The 18132-nt window shown below is 38.3% G+C and carries 14 protein-coding genes, 2 tRNA genes and 1 other annotated feature; of the genes, 12 read left to right on the top strand and 4 right to left on the bottom strand.

The genetic code is table 11. The annotated features are described in order from the left end of the window. Nucleotides 1-195 precede the first annotated feature (195 nt). Nucleotides 196-2709, top strand: coding sequence for a DNA gyrase subunit A (gene gyrA / locus MHH64_RS02560; protein WP_340002647.1), 2514 nt, complete (start codon nucleotides 196-198; stop codon nucleotides 2707-2709). A 208-nt stretch (nucleotides 2710-2917) separates the two neighbouring features. Further along, nucleotides 2918-4024 (top strand): HD-GYP domain-containing protein, encoded by a 1107-nt coding sequence (locus MHH64_RS02565; protein WP_340002648.1) that lies wholly within the window; start codon nucleotides 2918-2920, stop codon nucleotides 4022-4024. Nucleotides 4025-4051: 27 nt separating this feature from the next. Here MHH64_RS02565 and MHH64_RS02570 read toward each other — a convergent pair whose 3' ends face one another. After that, the gene (locus tag MHH64_RS02570) at nucleotides 4052-5011 is read right to left on the bottom strand and encodes a YaaC family protein (protein WP_095313977.1); all 960 of its coding nucleotides are present in this window, start codon (nucleotides 5009-5011) and stop codon (nucleotides 4052-4054) included. 361 nt (nucleotides 5012-5372) lie between these two features. Between MHH64_RS02570 and guaB the strand changes: the two genes are divergently transcribed. The 4 genes from guaB (at nucleotide 5373) to MHH64_RS02590 (ending at nucleotide 10335) form a co-directional block, all read left to right on the top strand. Further along, nucleotides 5373-6845, top strand: coding sequence for an IMP dehydrogenase (guaB, locus tag MHH64_RS02575; protein WP_340002649.1), 1473 nt, complete (start codon nucleotides 5373-5375; stop codon nucleotides 6843-6845). A 171-nt stretch (nucleotides 6846-7016) separates the two neighbouring features. After that, on the top strand, nucleotides 7017-8351 hold the full coding sequence (locus tag MHH64_RS02580) for a serine hydrolase (protein ID WP_118889305.1): 1335 nt from the start codon (nucleotides 7017-7019) through the stop codon (nucleotides 8349-8351). 85 nt (nucleotides 8352-8436) lie between these two features. Then, nucleotides 8437-8661 (top strand) — a binding site (T-box leader). 70 nt (nucleotides 8662-8731) lie between these two features. Then, nucleotides 8732-10006 carry a serine--tRNA ligase gene (gene serS / locus MHH64_RS02585; RefSeq protein WP_095313972.1) on the top strand — a complete coding sequence of 425 codons (1275 nt, stop codon included), beginning with the start codon at nucleotides 8732-8734 and terminating at the stop codon, nucleotides 10004-10006. A 236-nt stretch (nucleotides 10007-10242) separates the two neighbouring features. Next, a tRNA-Ser gene (locus tag MHH64_RS02590) sits at nucleotides 10243-10335 on the top strand. 65 nt (nucleotides 10336-10400) lie between these two features. Here the strand turns inward: MHH64_RS02590 and MHH64_RS02595 are convergent. Beyond that, entirely contained in the window at nucleotides 10401-11135 is a 735-nt protein-coding gene (locus tag MHH64_RS02595) for a GTP pyrophosphokinase family protein (RefSeq protein WP_340002650.1), read from the bottom strand. 363 nt (nucleotides 11136-11498) lie between these two features. Here MHH64_RS02595 and proC point away from each other — a divergent pair, with 363 nt between their 5' ends. Beyond that, nucleotides 11499-12311: a pyrroline-5-carboxylate reductase gene (proC, locus tag MHH64_RS02600; RefSeq protein ID WP_095313969.1), complete on the top strand. Its 813-nt coding sequence runs from the start codon at nucleotides 11499-11501 to the stop codon at nucleotides 12309-12311. Nucleotides 12312-12325: 14 nt separating this feature from the next. Next, nucleotides 12326-12610 (top strand): TIGR04104 family putative zinc finger protein, encoded by a 285-nt coding sequence (locus MHH64_RS02605; RefSeq protein WP_118889303.1) that lies wholly within the window; start codon nucleotides 12326-12328, stop codon nucleotides 12608-12610. A 33-nt stretch (nucleotides 12611-12643) separates the two neighbouring features. On the opposite strand, the gene MHH64_RS02610 is transcribed toward MHH64_RS02605, so the two are convergent. Together MHH64_RS02610 and MHH64_RS02615 are read right to left on the bottom strand one after the other, a co-directional pair. Beyond that, on the bottom strand, nucleotides 12644-13327 hold the full coding sequence (locus MHH64_RS02610; protein WP_095313965.1) for a deoxynucleoside kinase: 684 nt from the start codon (nucleotides 13325-13327) through the stop codon (nucleotides 12644-12646). A 19-nt stretch (nucleotides 13328-13346) separates the two neighbouring features. After that, nucleotides 13347-13982, bottom strand: coding sequence for a deoxynucleoside kinase (locus MHH64_RS02615; RefSeq protein ID WP_095313963.1), 636 nt, complete (start codon nucleotides 13980-13982; stop codon nucleotides 13347-13349). A gap of 141 nt (nucleotides 13983-14123) precedes the next feature. Here MHH64_RS02615 and MHH64_RS02620 point away from each other — a divergent pair. The 4 genes from MHH64_RS02620 (at nucleotide 14124) to MHH64_RS02635 (ending at nucleotide 18116) form a co-directional block, all read left to right on the top strand. Continuing rightward, a tRNA-Arg gene (locus MHH64_RS02620) sits at nucleotides 14124-14199 on the top strand. Nucleotides 14200-14301: 102 nt separating this feature from the next. Continuing rightward, nucleotides 14302-15528: a dicarboxylate/amino acid:cation symporter gene (locus MHH64_RS02625; protein ID WP_340002651.1), complete on the top strand. Its 1227-nt coding sequence runs from the start codon at nucleotides 14302-14304 to the stop codon at nucleotides 15526-15528. A gap of 247 nt (nucleotides 15529-15775) precedes the next feature. Further along, nucleotides 15776-17488 (top strand): acetate--CoA ligase, encoded by a 1713-nt coding sequence (gene acsA, locus MHH64_RS02630; protein WP_340002652.1) that lies wholly within the window; start codon nucleotides 15776-15778, stop codon nucleotides 17486-17488. Between the two features lie 91 nt (nucleotides 17489-17579). Beyond that, entirely contained in the window at nucleotides 17580-18116 is a 537-nt protein-coding gene (locus tag MHH64_RS02635; protein ID WP_118889302.1) for a hypothetical protein, read from the top strand. Nucleotides 18117-18132 lie beyond the last annotated feature (16 nt).

Genomic DNA, 18132 nt, shown 5'->3' on the forward strand with positions numbered 1-18132 from the left:
AAAGCACATGGTTTTAGTGCTTGAAGTGTGAATTGCTTATGACCGTAGTTTCCAGGAGCCATAGCTAGACAGCGAAAAGTGAAGCGGGCTTGCCCAGATAATGACAAGCAACGGGACTGGATAAATAAAGTAGAGTAGTTATTTTTCGAAGGTAATCACTATTGATGTTAAATAGTGATAGGAGGTAAAGAAGGAATGGCAGAGGAAAAACGTCCAAATGTTCAAGAGATTAATATTAGTAAGGAAATGCGTACATCTTTTCTTGACTACGCAATGAGTGTTATCGTGTCGCGTGCATTACCAGATGTACGTGATGGAATGAAACCAGTTCATCGGAGAATTTTGTATGCGATGAATGACTTAGGGATGCATTCTGATAAGGCGCATAAGAAATCAGCACGTATTGTTGGTGAAGTTATCGGTAAGTATCATCCACACGGAGACTCAGCAGTTTATGAGACAATGGTTCGGATGGCACAAGATTTCAGCTATCGTTATATGCTTGTAGATGGTCATGGAAACTTTGGATCGGTTGATGGAGACTCAGCAGCTGCAATGCGTTATACTGAAGCGAGAATGTCAAAAATCTCGATGGAGTTATTGCGTGATATCAATAAAGATACAATTGATTATCAGGATAACTACGATGGATCTGAACGGGAGCCTGTTGTATTCCCAGCACGTTTCCCTAATCTACTCGTCAATGGTACATCAGGGATTGCGGTTGGAATGGCAACCAATATTCCGCCACATAACTTGGGAGAAACAATTGATGCTGTACTTGCAGTGAGTAAAGATCCGGATATCACGGTAGATGAATTGATGGAAGACTATATCCATGGTCCAGACTTTCCTACTGCCGGCCAAATATTAGGTCGCAGCGGAATCCGAAAAGCATATGAAACTGGAAAAGGTTCGGTTACAATTCGTGCGAAAGTGAATATCGAAGAAAGTTCAAATGGAAAAGAAACAATTATTGTAACAGAATTACCTTATCAGGTTAATAAAGCAAGACTGATTGAGAAAATTGCAGAACTCGTTCGGGATAAGCGGATTGAAGGAATTACAGATTTACGTGACGAGTCTGACCGAAATGGTATGCGCATTGTGATGGAGCTTCGCCGTGATGCGAATGGCAATGTTGTTTTAAATAATTTGTATAAACATACGTCACTACAGACAACATTTGGAATTAATATGCTTGCATTAGTAGATGGCCAGCCGAAAGTATTAACTATTAAACAGTGCCTAGAGCATTATTTAGAGCATCAAAAAGTAATTATTACACGTCGTACTGCTTTTGAATTAAGAAAAGCAGAAGCGCGTGCACATATTTTAGAAGGTTTACGCATCGCATTAGACCATTTAGACGAAGTAATTTCCTTAATCCGTAACTCTAAAACTGCAGACATTGCAAGAGTTGGTTTAATGGAACGTTTCAAGCTTTCAGAAAAGCAAGCTCAAGCTATTCTTGATATGCGCCTGCAGCGTTTAACAGGTTTAGAGCGTGAGAAGATTGAAGAAGAATACAGTGAATTGCAAAAACTGATTAATGAGTTAAAAGCAATTTTAGCGGATGAAGAAAAAGTACTTGAAATTATTCGCGAAGAGCTTACTGAAATTAAGGAACGTTTTAATGATGATCGTCGTACGGATATTGTAGCTGGTGGAGCTGGATTCTTCGAGGACGAAGACTTAATTCCAGTAGAAAACATTGTTATAACCCTTACACATCAAGGGTATATCAAGCGTTTACCTGCATCTACCTACCGAACACAAAGACGCGGTGGTCGAGGAATTCAAGGAATGGGAACGAATGAGGATGATTTTGTAGAACATCTTGTATCGACATCCACACATGATACGGTGCTTTTCTTTACCAATAAAGGAAAGGTATATCGTGCAAAAGGGTATGAGATTCCAGAGTTCAATCGGACAGCAAAAGGAATTCCAATCATCAATCTGCTTCAGGTTGAAAAAGGGGAATGGGTCAATGCAGTTATCTCTGTAAATAGCTATGAAGAGGATGCGTTCCTATTCTTTACAACGAAACATGGAATTGCTAAACGTACTTCCCTGGCCAAATTTGCAAATATCCGTAAAGGTGGCTTAATTGCAGTTGGACTTCGTGAAGAAGACGAGCTAATCTCCGTTCGATTAACCGATGGCAATAAGGATATGATGATTGCAACGAAAAATGGTTATCTGATCCGATTCGAAGAGACACAAATTCGAGAAATGGGACGAACTGCAGCAGGTGTTAAAGGTATTTCGTTACGAGAAGATGATGAAGTCGTATCCATGGAGATTATTGAGCCTGATTCAAAAATTCTCCATGTCACAAGTAAAGGTTTTGGTAAACAAACACCAGAAGCGGAATATCGTCAAATTAACCGCGGGGGTAAAGGTGTTTTCACATGTAAACTCGATGAGAAGACTGGTCATGTTGTAGCTGTAAAAGATGTGACAGGTGAAGAGGATCTCATGTTGATTACCATAGCAGGCGTATTAATTCGAATTCCAGTAGCAGAGATTTCAACAACTGGACGAAGTACAAAAGGTGTCCATTTAATTCGATTACAGGATGGAGAAGAAGTAGCAACGGTTGCTAAGGTAGATAGGGAAGAAGAGGAAACAGCAGAAGAAGAAGTTGTACAAGATACAACTTCAGAAAAAGAAAGCACAGAGACAGATACGAACGAAGAATAATTGGAATCTATCTATAGATGACTCAGAAAGTAGTGTACATCCTGAGTCATCTTCTTTATACATATGATACGAACTGGAATCCCCTCTATGCTGGGGAAATAAAAAAACTGATTCTTTTAACCTTGTGCTGCTAACAGTCTATGCGAAGGAAGAGAATCTTAATGGAATGAAGTATTACCTTCTATCTGAGAAAATGGGGGAAACCGATATGCGAGTAAAACCTTCAAGTCTAATTCCAGGATGTGTATTACTTAAGGAAGTAAGAGGCAAGACAAATCGTCCAATCATCCTAAAAAACACCATATTAAAAGAAGAACATATTACAATTCTTGAAAAATTCCTTGTTGAGTCGGTAGATGTATCATCTACCTTGTCTAACGGTGATTCATTTTTAGGAAAACCTGTTCAGCCAAAGGAAAAACAGCATATGAAGAAGCAAAATTCAATTGATAACGAAAAAAGTCTTCCATTTGCTGAGAGTTATCTAAATGTGGTGGCTGCATATAAACAACAGTTTCAAAAATGGCAAAATGGGATGCCAATTGATATCTCAGTTGTTCGTAAATTGATCATACCACTATTGGAATGTACAGAAACAATAGAGGCCGAAAAAATATATAGGCTTCATACATATAGTACCCAGGAGGATTATATGTATTTCCATAGTGTTGCAGTTTCCCTTCTTTCAGCATTTATCGGTAGGAAAATGGGGCTTTCGAAAGGTGAATGGCTTCAAAGTGGAATAGCAGGATTACTTAGTAATTGTGGATTGGTAAAAGTGGATGATTCTATCCTGAACAAAAAGGGAACGTTAACAGAAGATGAATGGAAAGCTATTAAAAATCACCCTACGTATTCGTATCGAATGATTGAGCATTTACCAATAATCACAGCGGCGGTAAAATTAGGTGTACTCCAGCATCATGAACGTCTAGATGGAAGTGGTTATCCGCTTGGTATTACGAATGAAAAAATCCATGTATTTGCTAAAATTATCGCAGTAAGTGATACATATTTCGCGATAATAAGTAATCGTATCTATGCAAAGCCACAAAGTTTATTTCATGCAATAAAAACAATCGAAAAGGATAGATATATGAAATTCGATGCGCAGGTAGTAAACGTATTCATCGACAATTTCGTTCATTTTTTGATTGGAAAGAAGATAATCCTCTCGAATGGAAAACATGGGGAAATTGTTTTTATAGAAACGACAAAACCGACAAAGCCAATGATTCGTATCGAACCAGATGAAGCGATTATCTCATTGGATCAAATGCCCGAACTTTATATTGAAGAAATAATAGGGAGCTAGCTATAGCTCCCTATTCGTATATGTAGGCTATGTTAGGCTGTCAAACGTCGTTTTCATTGCTAGCATCTCACTACCAATTTGCCTTGGGATTTTTTGTGCAGTAACTTGTAGAAAATGGTGGATTAAAGGGTAATCCATATCCGCCTTGGATACAAATAAGTCACCCCACCATTCTGACTCGTAGCGACAGAGCATACTAAGATTAAAAAGCAACAAATAATGAATCATTACTTCTGAAATAGGAAGAAAGGAATCCCGATTTGCTGGAAAATAAAGCTGATTATTATCCATATGCTTGAAAAAAGGACCATTCGAAAAATCAACGTAATCTTCAAGTTCTATATCAAGCATTAATTTTCCAGATTTAATCTCCTTAATAGCTGGAAGATAGTTTTGTATGCGTGCTATAAATGCCTTTTCTGTTAAATGATAGTTATCAAATAATTTGGTTGGGAATTGTAGATGAACCGAGTTTGCTGAGCCAATGACAGTTAGTTTCTCCTGCTTCTGTAAAGCGAAAAAATTACTCATTTCGGGTAGTAAGCTAAAAAGCGTTTCCATGCGAATTTTTTCAAAAGGGATTCTTTTAGTGGCGTACAAATGCTCCGAGAAATAAGGGAACATGCCATGCTGTTGTACTTTTACTTCATCATCTGTAAATGTATAGAACTTTTTCTTTCGTTTCCTTGCAGTTACGCCATGAGCGAGCAGCGAGGTTGATTCTGGATAGTCCGGACGTTTCGTTAGAAGATATGCTTTTAATAAATGCACCATACCGTAAAAATATAAAACAGGCTGAACAAGTTCATCGGATTTTTTACCATTTTCATAAAAACGCTGGCTATGATCGAGCAAATACATGAAAGTGCTGTAATTTTGATAGCTTTTTGCTTCTGCATCCTCCATTCCTAAATAGCATTGATATAAAAAGCTTTGGGCATGTTGTTGTGCGTTTAAATACGTATAAAATTCATCGACTGTTATCATAATTATGACCTCTTAACTATTATAAAATTTTGAATCTATTTATTTTTTGTTTCTAATCGAACTTTGTTGAAAAACCAAGCGTATTAGAGTAATGTATATAAAAATAGATATTCGTATATATAAATGTGTGCTCAGAAGAAGGATAAAAAGAACCGAGGTCGGCTAAAGTTGCAACGTCCTGGGGCTGCGATTACTCGCCCCGCCGAAAATCCTTGTCGCAACACCGACATTAGAACGCCCTGGGCGTCGAAGGTCTATCACTCTCGATGTGTCATTTTTACCGGACTTTTGGGACATCCTCTATATAGTTTGAACGATAGATAGTTACACCATACATAAACTTCATAAGGAGGAATTAAAAATGAGAGAAGATAAGTTTGCAAAAGAAGGTTTAACATTTGATGATGTATTATTAATACCAGGAAAATCAGAGGTTTTGCCTAATACCGTTGATCTTAGTACACAGCTTACATCCAATTTGAAGTTAAAATCACCATTTATTAGTGCTGGTATGGATACTGTTACAGAAGCAGAAATGGCAATTGCAATGGCACGCCAAGGAGGATTCGGTGTCATTCATAAAAATATGTCGATGGAGGAACAAGCTGAGCAGGTAGACCGTGTTAAACGTTCTGAAAGTGGTGTTATTACGAACCCATTCTTCCTTACACCTGACCATCAGGTATATGATGCAGAGCACTTAATGGGCAAATACCGCATTTCTGGTGTACCAATTGTGAACAATATTGAAGAACAGAAGCTTGTAGGCATTTTAACAAATCGTGATTTGCGCTTCATTCAGGATTATTCAATTGCTATTTCGGAAGTGATGACAAGTGAAAACCTTGTTACAGCTTCAGTTGGGACAACATTAGAGGAAGCTGAAAAACTTCTCCAAAAATATAAAATTGAAAAGCTCCCACTTGTGGATGAAAACAACATTTTAAAAGGTTTAATCACAATTAAAGATATTGAGAAGGTTATTGAGTTCCCGAATTCAGCTAAAGATGAGCAAGGTCGCTTACTTGTAGCAGCTGCAGTTGGTGTAACGGGAGATGCGATGCTTCGAATTGAAAAGCTTGTCGAAGCAGGTGTCGATGCGATTGTGATTGATACTGCTCATGGACATTCAAAAGGCGTGCTCAATCAATTACAAGCAGTAAGAGCGGCATTTCCTGATTTAGACATTATTGCAGGTAACGTTGCTACTGCTGAAGGAACAAAAGCGTTGATTGAAGCAGGTGCATCTGTTGTAAAAGTGGGAATTGGACCTGGATCAATTTGTACAACTCGAGTTGTAGCTGGTGTCGGAGTACCACAGATTACAGCAGTACATGATTGTGCTGTAGCAGCCGCAGAATACGGTGTTCCAGTCATTGCCGATGGTGGAATTAAATATTCTGGAGATATTGTGAAAGCATTGGCTGCTGGAGCACATGCAGTCATGATTGGCAGTATGTTTGCAGGGACAACGGAAAGCCCTGGAGAAACAGAAATCTATCAAGGCAGAAAATATAAAGTATACCGCGGAATGGGTTCTGTTGGCGCAATGAAAGCAGGCTCGAAGGATCGTTACTTCCAGAGTGATTCAGACAATAAAAAGCTTGTTCCAGAAGGTATTGAAGGAAGAGTTGCTTATAAAGGTGCACTTGCAGATACGTTCCACCAGTTAATAGGCGGATTACGATCTGGTATGGGATATTGTGGAACAGGAACAATTGATGCATTGCGCAATGATGCACAGTTTATACGTATAACAGGTGCTGGATTACGTGAGAGCCATCCGCATGATGTACAAATTACAAAAGAAGCACCAAATTATTCAGTCAATTAAGGCTCTATAATTTGAACTACCTTTTATAATAGTAATGAATAAAAAATAGATGCTTGGTATCTCTAGCATCTATTTTTTTATATTTTTATGTGGTAAAATAACAGATAGCTTATTCAAAAGAGAGAATGGCAAAATTAAAAAGGTTATACCGCAGGTTGGAGGTACAGAAAGTTGAAACACAGCATGAAGAAGATTTTTCCATTAGTACTTGCGATGCTTGTACTAATACAATTGTTTATAACAGAGCCACTTACTGCAAACGCTGCAGAGTCATTGGATATAGGTGCTGAATCGGCAATTCTAGTCGATGCAGAAACAGGAAAGGTTTTATATGCAAAAAACCCTGATGTTGCGCTTCCACCGGCAAGTATGACGAAAATGATGACGGAATATCTCGTATGGGAAGCTGTCGAAAATGGTCAAATCTCGTGGGATACAACTACGCAGATTAGTGATTATGCTTACAGTATTTCTGCCAATACGGTGTTTTCGGGTGTTGGATTGAAACAACAACAGGATTATACAGTTGAAGAATTATATGAAGCAATGGCGATTAATTCAGATAATGCCACAACGATTGCTTTAGCGGAATTAATTTCTGGTTCAGAGGGCGAATTTGTTAAGTTAATGAATCAAAAAGCGGAAGAGTTAGGGCTATCTGAAGCTGAATTTGTAAATTCAACAGGATTGGACAATGAAGACCTAGATGGTAATCACCCAGAAGGAACAGACCCAAATGGGACGAACCTATTGTCAGCACGATCTGCTGCACAGCTTGGTTATCACCTTGTGAATGATTATCCAGGGGCACTCGATGTTGCTAAAATTCCAGTGACTGAATTTGATGGACAAACCATCCGCAACTGGAATTATATGCTTCCACATGAAGGTGAAAATTTAGGACAGTTTTTCTATGAAGGTGTAGATGGCTTAAAAACAGGCTTTACAAATTTGGCAGGCCACAGCTTCACAGGTACTGCAATTCGAGACGGTAATCGATTAATTACGGTTGTTATGAGAACGAGTAGTGATACAGAGCGCTTCGTAGAAACAGCTCAATTACTGGATCATGGCTATTCGAAATTCCAATCTGAGGAGCTTTTTCCTGCTGGTTACCAGTCTGAGGATCAAGGCACAGTTCCTGTAGCAAAAGGAAAACAAGATGAAGTTAACGTTTCATTAAGTGAAGCAGTACGTATTCCAATTCAAGCAGATGAAGCAGAATTGTACAGTATTGAATATCATATTGATGAGGATAAATTAAATGAAGACGGTGAATTAGTAGCACCAATTGAAAAAGGCGAAGTAGTCGGAACAGCAGAGCTTGTTTATGATGGTGATGTTGATTATGGTTATATTTTTGATGATTCAACTAGCCAAATTGACCTTGTAACAGATGAAGCAGTAGAAAAATCAAACTGGTTCATGCTTACACTCGGATCTATCGGTGATTTCTTTGCAAATATATTTACAGCTGCCGTTGATTGGATTAAAGGACTTTTTTAGTTAACAACAAAATCAATTTTACCAGAAAAACTTGCATTTTGAATTAAAATTGCATATGATAGCAATAATTATAATGACAATTAATTAAAATGTATTGATAGGAAGTAGTAATAGCATGTCTTTCTTAAGAGAGCCGATGGCTGGTGAGAATCGGTGTTAGATTGCTGTGAATCCATCCTTGAACAGGTTTACGGAAAGGATTTAGAATCCAAAGTAAGTAAACCCGGTGAAGAGCCGTTATGAACGATGAGCCGGAAGATAGTATCTTCAACAAGGGTGGCAACGCGGGAAACTTACTCTCGTCCCTATATTTAGGGACGGGAGTTTTTTGATTTTTAAAGGATTTAACAATTTATATAATGCTTAAAGGAGGAATCATTATGTTAGACATGAAGTATTTAAGAAATAACTTTGAAGAGGTACAAAAAAGGCTTGCCCATCGTGGAGAGGATTTATCTGATTTAGATAAGTTCGGTTCTTTAGACGAAAAACGTCGCGGATTAATTGCAGAAACAGAGGCTTTAAAGGCAAAGCGCAATGAAGCAACGAAAGAAATATCTGCTTTGAAAAGAGAAAAGAAGGATGCAGATCCTGCGATTAAAGAAATGCGCGAGCTAGGTGATCAAATTGCTTTACTCGATAAAGACTTGAAGGGTATCGAGGAAGAGCTACAGCATATTATGCTATCCATTCCGAATATCCCGCATGAATCTGTTCCAGTTGGAGAAGATGAAGACGATAATGTGGAAGTTCGCGATTGGGGTACTGTTCCGGCATTTGACTTTGAAGTGCAGGCTCATTGGGACATTGCAACGAATCTTGATATTATCGATTTTGAACGCGCAGCTAAAGTAACAGGGAGCCGTTTTGTTTTCTATAAAGGCCTTGGTGCGAGATTAGAACGTGCATTATTAAACTTCATGATGGATCTCCATGCAGATGAGCATGGTTATATAGAGATGCTACCTCCACAAATTGTAAATCGCGCTAGCATGACAGGGACTGGTCAGCTTCCAAAATTTGAAGAGGATGCATTTAAACTGGAGGATTGGGATTATTTCATGATTCCTACTGCAGAAGTGCCCGTAACAAATTACCATCGTGATGAGATTTTATCAGCAGATAATCTACCGAAAAAATATGTTGCATTTAGCACGAATTTCCGTTCTGAAGCAGGATCTGCTGGGCGAGACACACGTGGATTAATTCGTCAGCATCAATTTAACAAAGTTGAGCTTGTTAATTTTGTGAAGCCGGAAGATTCCTATGAAGCATTGGAAACATTAACAGGAAATGCAGAAAAAGTATTGCAGCTATTAAACTTACCATATCGTGTAATGAGCATGTGTACAGCTGACCTAGGATTTACCGCAGCTAAAAAGTACGATATTGAAGTATGGATTCCAAGCCAGGAAACATACCGTGAGATTTCTTCTTGCTCTAACTTCGAAGACTTCCAAGCACGTCGGGCTGGTATACGTTTCCGCAGGGAGGCGAACGGGAAACCAGAATATGTGCATACGTTAAATGGTTCTGGACTTGCAATCGGACGTACAGTAGCAGCTATTTTGGAAAACTACCAGCAAGCAGATGGATCTGTTGTTATCCCAGAAGTATTACGACCGTATATGGGTGGAAAAGAAGTAATGAAGTAATGGGACTTGTGCGGAGGTTATTCATACCTCCGTGTTCTCTTATTTAGCATGGAATGGCCAAAAATTTGACATTCATTTTTGAGCATGATATATTATTTCTTGGCAAATAAGCAAGTATAGAACTTTTTTATTTGTATAAGCAACAAAAGCTTGCATTCCAGTATAAGTTTTTCTTAGAAAGCAAAGAACGCCTTCTAAGAATCCCTTTAAAGAATGCTCAGTTTTCTAATCGTTATGGAGGTATACCCAAGTCTGGCTGAAGGGATCGGTCTTGAAAACCGACAGGCGGGTCAAACCGCGCGGGGGTTCGAATCCCTCTACCTCCTCCATTTGAAATCAAAAGTATAATAATTGGAGATAAAGAAAACCGCTGTTTTTCAGCGGTTTTTTCATATTACTTTTCCCTATCAAGGAAGGATTGTAAGAAGTTTAATGGGAGATGAACCTTATCCTCCTCATTTAATTGTAAAAAATGAATATCTTCATTCTCTGCTGCTTGGCTTTTGATATTGTTCACTTCATTATTTAGTTTCTCCATTTTAGAATCCAGTTTATTTGCTACATTTGCTGCTTCCGTTAATTCCATGATTAACTGCTGGGGAACTTCCCCATTATATTTATAGTAGATTTTATGCTCTAAGCTTGCCCAGAAATCCATGGCAACCGAGCGGATTTGAACTTCGATATAAACCTGTTCGGTTCGATCTGACATAAATACTGGAATCGATAAAATAAGATGGAGGCTTTTATATCCATTCGATTTAGGATGTTTTATATAGTCTTTTACTTCTATAACCGTAATATCCTGTTGGTTTTGAATCATTTCACTTACCTTATAAATATCGGAAATAAAGGAACATACGATACGAATTCCCACAATATCTTTAATATTTTCGCGAATTGCATCCATCGATATATCTAAATTTTTACGATACACTTTTTTGAGAATGCTTTCTGGAGATTTTATTCGTGATTTGATATGTTCAATAGGATTATAAGAATGTATATGTTGAAACTCCTCTTTTAGTATATTCAATTTTGTATTCATTTCATCTAGACCAAATTTATAAGTTATCATGAAGCGTGTAAGTTCATTACGGACCTGTTTTAATTGCTGTAATTGATTCATGCTTTGATTCCTTTCACCTTTATTGATAAACTTATTATATCAAATACGGTGTCATTCAGATAATTTCTTGACAAAATAAAGATAAGAGCTTATAGTCATAGCAATTAAATGATTTGAGACGGAGAATAGGCCAGTAATACAATGACTATCGGAAAGAGAAAGGGATTTATAAGCTGGAAGATCCCTGCGAAATAGCGTGTATGAACCTACCTAGGAGTCGTTAGCGATAAACTAACCGCAGGAAACTGTGTTATCAATTTAGAGATGGGCATGATTGCCAAATTAGGTGGTACCGCGGAAACTGATTCCGTCCTTTGTTAAGGATGCAGAATCAGTTTTTTTAATTTCTTAGGAGGTTGTCACATGGATAAAAGAATTGCATTTTTAGGAGCTGGATCCCTCGCAGAGGCGATCCTATCTGGTATTATTAAATCCGAAGTTGTAGCAAAAGAAAATATATATGTAACCAATAAAAGTAATCGAGAACGACTAATATACATTGAAAATTGCTATCACGTTCAATGCTCTTCAGATAAAGAAAAAGTCTTCAGGAATGCTGATATTATTATTTTGGCTAGTAAGCCAAAGGATGCAGTGGAATCGATTGCGTCGATAAAACCTTATTTGAATGAAAAGCAATTAATTATTTCGACCATTGCTGGTTTATCGACTGAAAAAATGGAGCAACTTCTGGACATACAAATTCCAGTTGTACGTACAATGCCAAACACATCCGCTCTCATTGGACATTCTGCGACAGCACTTTCGGCAGGGAAATATGTCGAAACGGAGCATCTCTTACAAACGGATCAATTATTTCAAACTGTAGGTATGACGAAGCTTGTCGATGAAAAGGATATGCATGCGATTACAGCTGTTTCTGGCAGTGGTCCAGCCTTTATTTATTATTTTGTAGAAGCGATGGAAAAAGCTGCAATGGAATTTGGCCTCGACAGGCAAACTGCTAAGGATCTTATTACCCAAACGGTCATTGGTGCTGGAAACATGCTAAAGCAATCTGGTGAAACACCAGCAGTGCTGCGGAAAAACATTACAAGTCCAGGAGGAACAACAGAGGCTGGTATTGCCGATTTAGATCGTCATAACTTTGAAGAAATGATTTTTTCATGTATCCGACAAGCACGTGATCGGTCAATTCAATTAGGTGAAAAGTAAAGGAAGTGAAATAGATGGAGACACCAGCATGTGCATATTGTAAGAAACAATGGAGTTATTTAACAACATTAAGGAATCTGTTTCGAATTAAAATGAGTTGTCCACATTGTGGAAAAGAAAATTATTATGATTCAGGCGCAAGTAATAGTTTTCTAGCCTTGATGATTGCGCCAGCATTAATTATTATCGGGGCATTTCTAAACCTCCCCTTGGGATGGCTAATCGGAATCTCGCTTATTCTCATTCTGATTCATTTTTTGCTTTACCCTTTCCGGACGAATGTAAGAAAAGCAGATTAAAAAAGGATGCACCGTTATGGTCATCCTTTTTTATTATCTCGCTAATTCTCTTCGTGTATATCGTCTGGAATGCTGAAGTGAGCGTCCAACCTTTTCTAAAATTTGTTCGATTGGGGTTTCTTCCTGCATTAAGTCATAGTCCGAAATGTTAATACGCAAAATTGGACATGCATTAAAGTTATCAATCCAATTCGTATAGCGATTATACATTTCCTCCCAGTAGCTAATTGGCGTACTCTTTTCCATATCCCGACCGCGTTCTTGGATCCTGCTTATAATCTCGTCAAAGGAGCCTTCCAAGTATATGAGTAGGTCTGGATGCGGGAAATATGGTGTCATTACCATTGCATCAAATAAATTGGTATAGGTTTCATAATCAGTTGGTGACATAGTACCTTTATCAAAATGCATTTTGGCAAAAATTCCAGTATCCTCATAAATGGAACGGTCCTGGACAAAGCCGCCGCCATATTCGAAAATTTTCTTTTGCTCTTTAAAGCGTTCTGCCAGGAAGTAGACCTGCAGATGGAAGCTCCATCGTTCGAAGTCATCATAAAATTTTTCTAGATACGGATTTGTGTCCACCTTTTCAAAAGATGTTTTAAATTCTAAAGCCTGTGCTAAGGCTCTTGTCATGGTTGATTTACCAACTCCAACCGTACCTGCAATTGTAATCACACTGTCGTTTGGAATATGGTATTTTTCTCTTAAGTTCATTATTGGTTCCCCTTCATTTTCATTCCACCCGCAAATGCAAATGGTTCGTTACTTTTTCAATAATGCAATCTAAATCCTTTTGATACTGAACAAAATCGGTCGTATCGCCATTTATTCGGATGACGGGAATGTCAGGATGTAATTGTTCAAAAGCATTCATATAGTCCTCGTAATCGTTTCTTAGCTGTGCAAGATAAGAAGCTTTTATATTTTGCTCAATATTTCTGCCGCGCCTTCTGATTCGATCCAAAATTGTATCGAGACTAGCATTTAAATAGATGAGCATATTTGGAGTGGGCATATCGGTTGTTAGGATTTGGTATATTTTTTCATATTTCTCCAATTTATCCTCTTGCAATGTACGTTTTGCAAAAATCATGTTTTTTGATATATGATAATCAGCTATTACAGCTTTGTTTGCTCTAAGATATTTCTTATCGATATCTTCCAATTGCTTGAATCGATTGCATAAAAAAAACATCTCGGTTTGAAAACTCCACTCATCGATATCATCGTAAAATTTGCCAAGAAAAGGATTTTCCTCCACAATTTCTTTTAACAAGTGATAATTAAAGTGATTGGATAGTTTTTTAGCGAGCGATGTTTTACCAATGCCAATCGGTCCTTCAATTGCAATGAAAGGCACTTCAGCCATTATTATTTCCTCCATTCATTGCTTTCATAGACAGAATTTATTTTACCATAGAATATGGCTATCTTCCATGTGAAAATAATGCCGCTTTCCAATTCGACAAAAATTTTGTATAATGTATTTTATCTTGTCCTAAAAATTTTAGGCTCCGTAGCTCAGGGGATAGAGCATCGGTTTCCTAAACCGTGTGTCGCAGGTTCGAATCCTGCCGGGGCCGCCACTGCCAAATATTGCATCTCAAAGTAATTTCTCTTCCGCATTCTGTTCAAACGTCCAGCATACAGTCAAAATAAAAAAATCTAATAACAGAGAGGACATTTATATGAGCTTAACAAAAAAAATTATGATTGCCCTCATATTAGGGGTAATTGTCGGTATCGGTTTAACCTTTGTTCCTGATAAGGCGTTTTCAATGCTAGATACTTATTTATTAGCCCCCGTTGGTCAAATTTTTATTAATTTAATTATGATGCTTGTTGTTCCACTTGTATTTGTTTCTATTACGCTAGGAACAGTTGGGTTAGGTGATCCAGCAAAGTTAGGAAAAATCGGTACGTATACGGTTAGTTTTTTCCTAATTACAACAGCAATGGCCATTTCTATTGGTCTTGGACTTGGATATATCCTCCAACCCGGAAAAGAAGGTGTATTCAATACAGATCAATCATATGAATCAGCTGAAGCACCACCAATTATGGAAACGATTATTAATATCATTCCAGAAAATCCAATCGCATCAATGGCTACTGGTGATATGCTGCAAATCATAGCATTTGCTATTTTCATAGGAGTTGCGTTAGCTTTTCTTGGTGAAAAAACAGCAGGAATTCATCGTTTATTTGAGCAAGCAAATGAAATTTTGAATTGGTTAGTTATGTTGGTTATGAAAGCTGCGCCATATGGAGCATTTGCACTAATTGCCTCTGCGATTGGTGATGCAGGGTTAGATGCAATTGGTTCCATGGCAATGTATATGATTACGGTTGTGCTTGGTTTGTTCATTCATGGAGCGGTTGTCTACAGTCTAGCCATTTGGTGGCTTGGAAAAGCGAATCCGTTTAAATTCTATAAAGGATTCTTCCCAGCGATGTCCGTTGCATTTAGTACATCCAGCTCGAATGCTACGTTACCGATTTCTATGAAAGCTGCGCAAGAAAATCTTGGCGTAAAAAAAGAGATTAGTAGCTTTGTTCAACCATTAGGTGCAACAATCAATATGGATGGAACAGCGATTATGCAAGCTGTAGCTACCGTGTTCATTTCCCAAGTATATGCACTTCCGTTAAGTCCAACAGATTTGCTTCTAGTTGTCCTAACAGCAACATTAGCAAGTATTGGGACAGCAGGTGTACCTGGTGTCGGTATGATTATGCTGGCGATGGTATTAGGTCAAGTAGGTTTACCTGTGGAAGGTATTGCATTGATTATCGGTATTGACCGTATCCTTGATATGTTACGTACGTCTTTAAATATTACAGGGGATGCAGCATGTGCTTTTATTATTTCTGAAAAGGAAAGACGTAAGGAAGAAAAGGCTGCAAAGGCTTAAATTAAAATAAGAATGTTAATGATGATCACGTTGGATTGCTATTAGTTGCAAACAACGTGATTTTCTTTGGGCTTAAAGATATATCCAAATTTAAATAATATTTTGAATAATAGTAATTGAGATGAATTACTTTAAAATCGTCACAAAATGTTCTAAACTATATATTAGTTACCGAATGTTTCAATTATTTTCAATTAATTATTTAAGAAATAATGAAATCGATTACAAAGAAGGATGAGGTGATTGGATGGATATGCAAGTAATACCAGCAAGAAGTGAGAACTATAATTTAAAAGATTATCAAAAAGTAAGAGAAAACTTCAAATGGGATGATGTAAACAAGCATTTTGCCTGGAACGAGACTGGAAAGGTAAATATCGCATATGAAGCATTGGATCGCCATGCAGAGAATCCTGCTAAAAAAGATAAGGTAGCTTTATTATATTCTGCTCCAGACCGTGAGGAGCAGCTTACGTTTTCAGATTTAAGTAAACAGAGTAATAAGTTTGCAAATGTACTAAAGAAGCATCAAGTAAACAAAGGGGACCGTGTATTTCTCTTTATGCCACGAAGTCCAGAATTTTATGCAGCATTCTTTGGGATATTAAAAACTGGCGCGATTGCTGGACCCTTATTCGAGGCATTTATGGAGCAAGCTGTCCGAGATCGCCTGCAGGATAGTGAAGCAAGTGTACTGATTACGACCCCAGAGCTAATTGAGAGAGTTCCACAAGATGAATTACCACAATTAGAAACAGTAATTCTTGTTGGGGAAGCAGGGGTAGCTCATACGTATATTGATTATCATACTGAAATGGCCGGGGCCTCTGAAGCATTTGATATCGAATGGGTTGATTTAGAAGATGGTATGCTGCTCCACTATACATCGGGATCTACTGGAAAGCCTAAGGGCGTTTATCATGTGCACAATGCTATGATTCAGCATTACGCTACAGGTGAATGGGTACTCGATCTGAAAGAAGATGATGTATATTGGTGTACTGCGGACCCAGGCTGGGTAACTGGAACAAGCTACGGTATCTTTGCACCTTGGTTGCATGGTGTGACAAACGTGATTCGTGGTGGACGTTTTACGCCAGATGACTGGTATGAAACCCTGGAGAAAAATAAGGTAACGGTATGGTATACCGCTCCAACAGCATTGCGGATGCTTGTCAGTCACGGTGAAGAGGCATTAAAGAAATATGATCTTTTAGAATTACGTCATATCATGAGTGTTGGGGAGCCATTGAACCCAGAGGTTGTTACATGGGGATTAAAAGCATTTAATCTACGCATCCATGATACATGGTGGATGACCGAAACAGGTGCACAGCTCATTGTAAATCTACCTGCATTGGAAATTCGCCCAGGTTCGATGGGGAAACCAATTCCTGGTATTGTAGCATCGATTGTTGATAATGAAGGAAATGAACTACCTCCAAATCAGATGGGGAATTTAGCAATTAAAGAGGGTTGGCCGTCGATGATGCGGCAAATTTGGAATAATCCTGGTAAATATGAAAGCTATTTTATTAATGGCTGGTATGTCTCTGGTGATAGTGCATATCGTGATGAGGATGGTTATTTCTGGTTCCAAGGACGCCTGGATGATGTCATTAATACATCTGGTGAGCGGGTCGGCCCATTTGAGGTTGAGAGCAAATTAATTGAACACCCAGCTGTTGCTGAAGCGGGAGTCATTGGAAAACCGCATCCAGAACGGGGAGAAATTATTAAAGCATTTATTTCCTTGAATGAAGGATATGAAAAATCGGATGAATTATTAGAAGAAATTCGTCAATTTGTTAAAACAGGTCTTAGTGCACATGCTGCACCAAGAGAAATCGAAATTCGCGATAGCATTCCTAAAACGCGAAGCGGTAAAATTATGCGTCGTCTGTTGAAATCTTGGGAGCTGGGCCTTCCAACAGGAGATACATCGACATTAGAGGAGTAAAATCAAAAAGCTTTGGTTGTCGCTTTAGTGGCGAGGACCAAAGTTTTTCTTTATGCTATACGTTATAGAGAATAGGATAGGGGCGTTTATGATGAGTGATAAGTATGTATCCGACGATCCAGTTCATCTTTATCCCGAAACATCAATCCATATGCTCCCAGGAGATGTGCTTTATTCACATAAGACAGCATTATCTTCCATTGTCGTCGGACATGCTGGGATTATTGGCGAGGATTTTCGAATTTATCATGTAAACAGATGGCCGAGCTATGGGCATGGAGATAGTATGCCTATTTATTTAAGCAGGCATAAAAAGGGCGAGAAGCTGACGATATTACGACATCCGAATAAGGAGGAAGCTAGAAATGCTGCAAGGTGGGCAAAGCAGCATAAAGAACAGGTAAATGCTTATCAGTATACGAGGAATCTTCGAAATCTCCAACAAAACTATTGCTCTAAATTTGTCTGGCAAGCTTTTTACTTTGGAAATGACGGGAAGGTCGATCTTGCAACAACGAAGATAAAGCAATCCACAAATCTTAATCCTAGACGGTATATCATGCCAGCGCAAATTTATCGAGGGCTGCAACGAATTGGAGCATTCGCTAATGTGCTCTATCGTGCGTAGTTTTTTGTGAAAAGGT

Origin of the sequence: Oceanobacillus sp. FSL K6-0127 (genome assembly GCF_037983385.1) — a bacterium.
Classification (GTDB): domain Bacteria; phylum Bacillota; class Bacilli; order Bacillales; family Amphibacillaceae; genus Oceanobacillus; species Oceanobacillus profundus.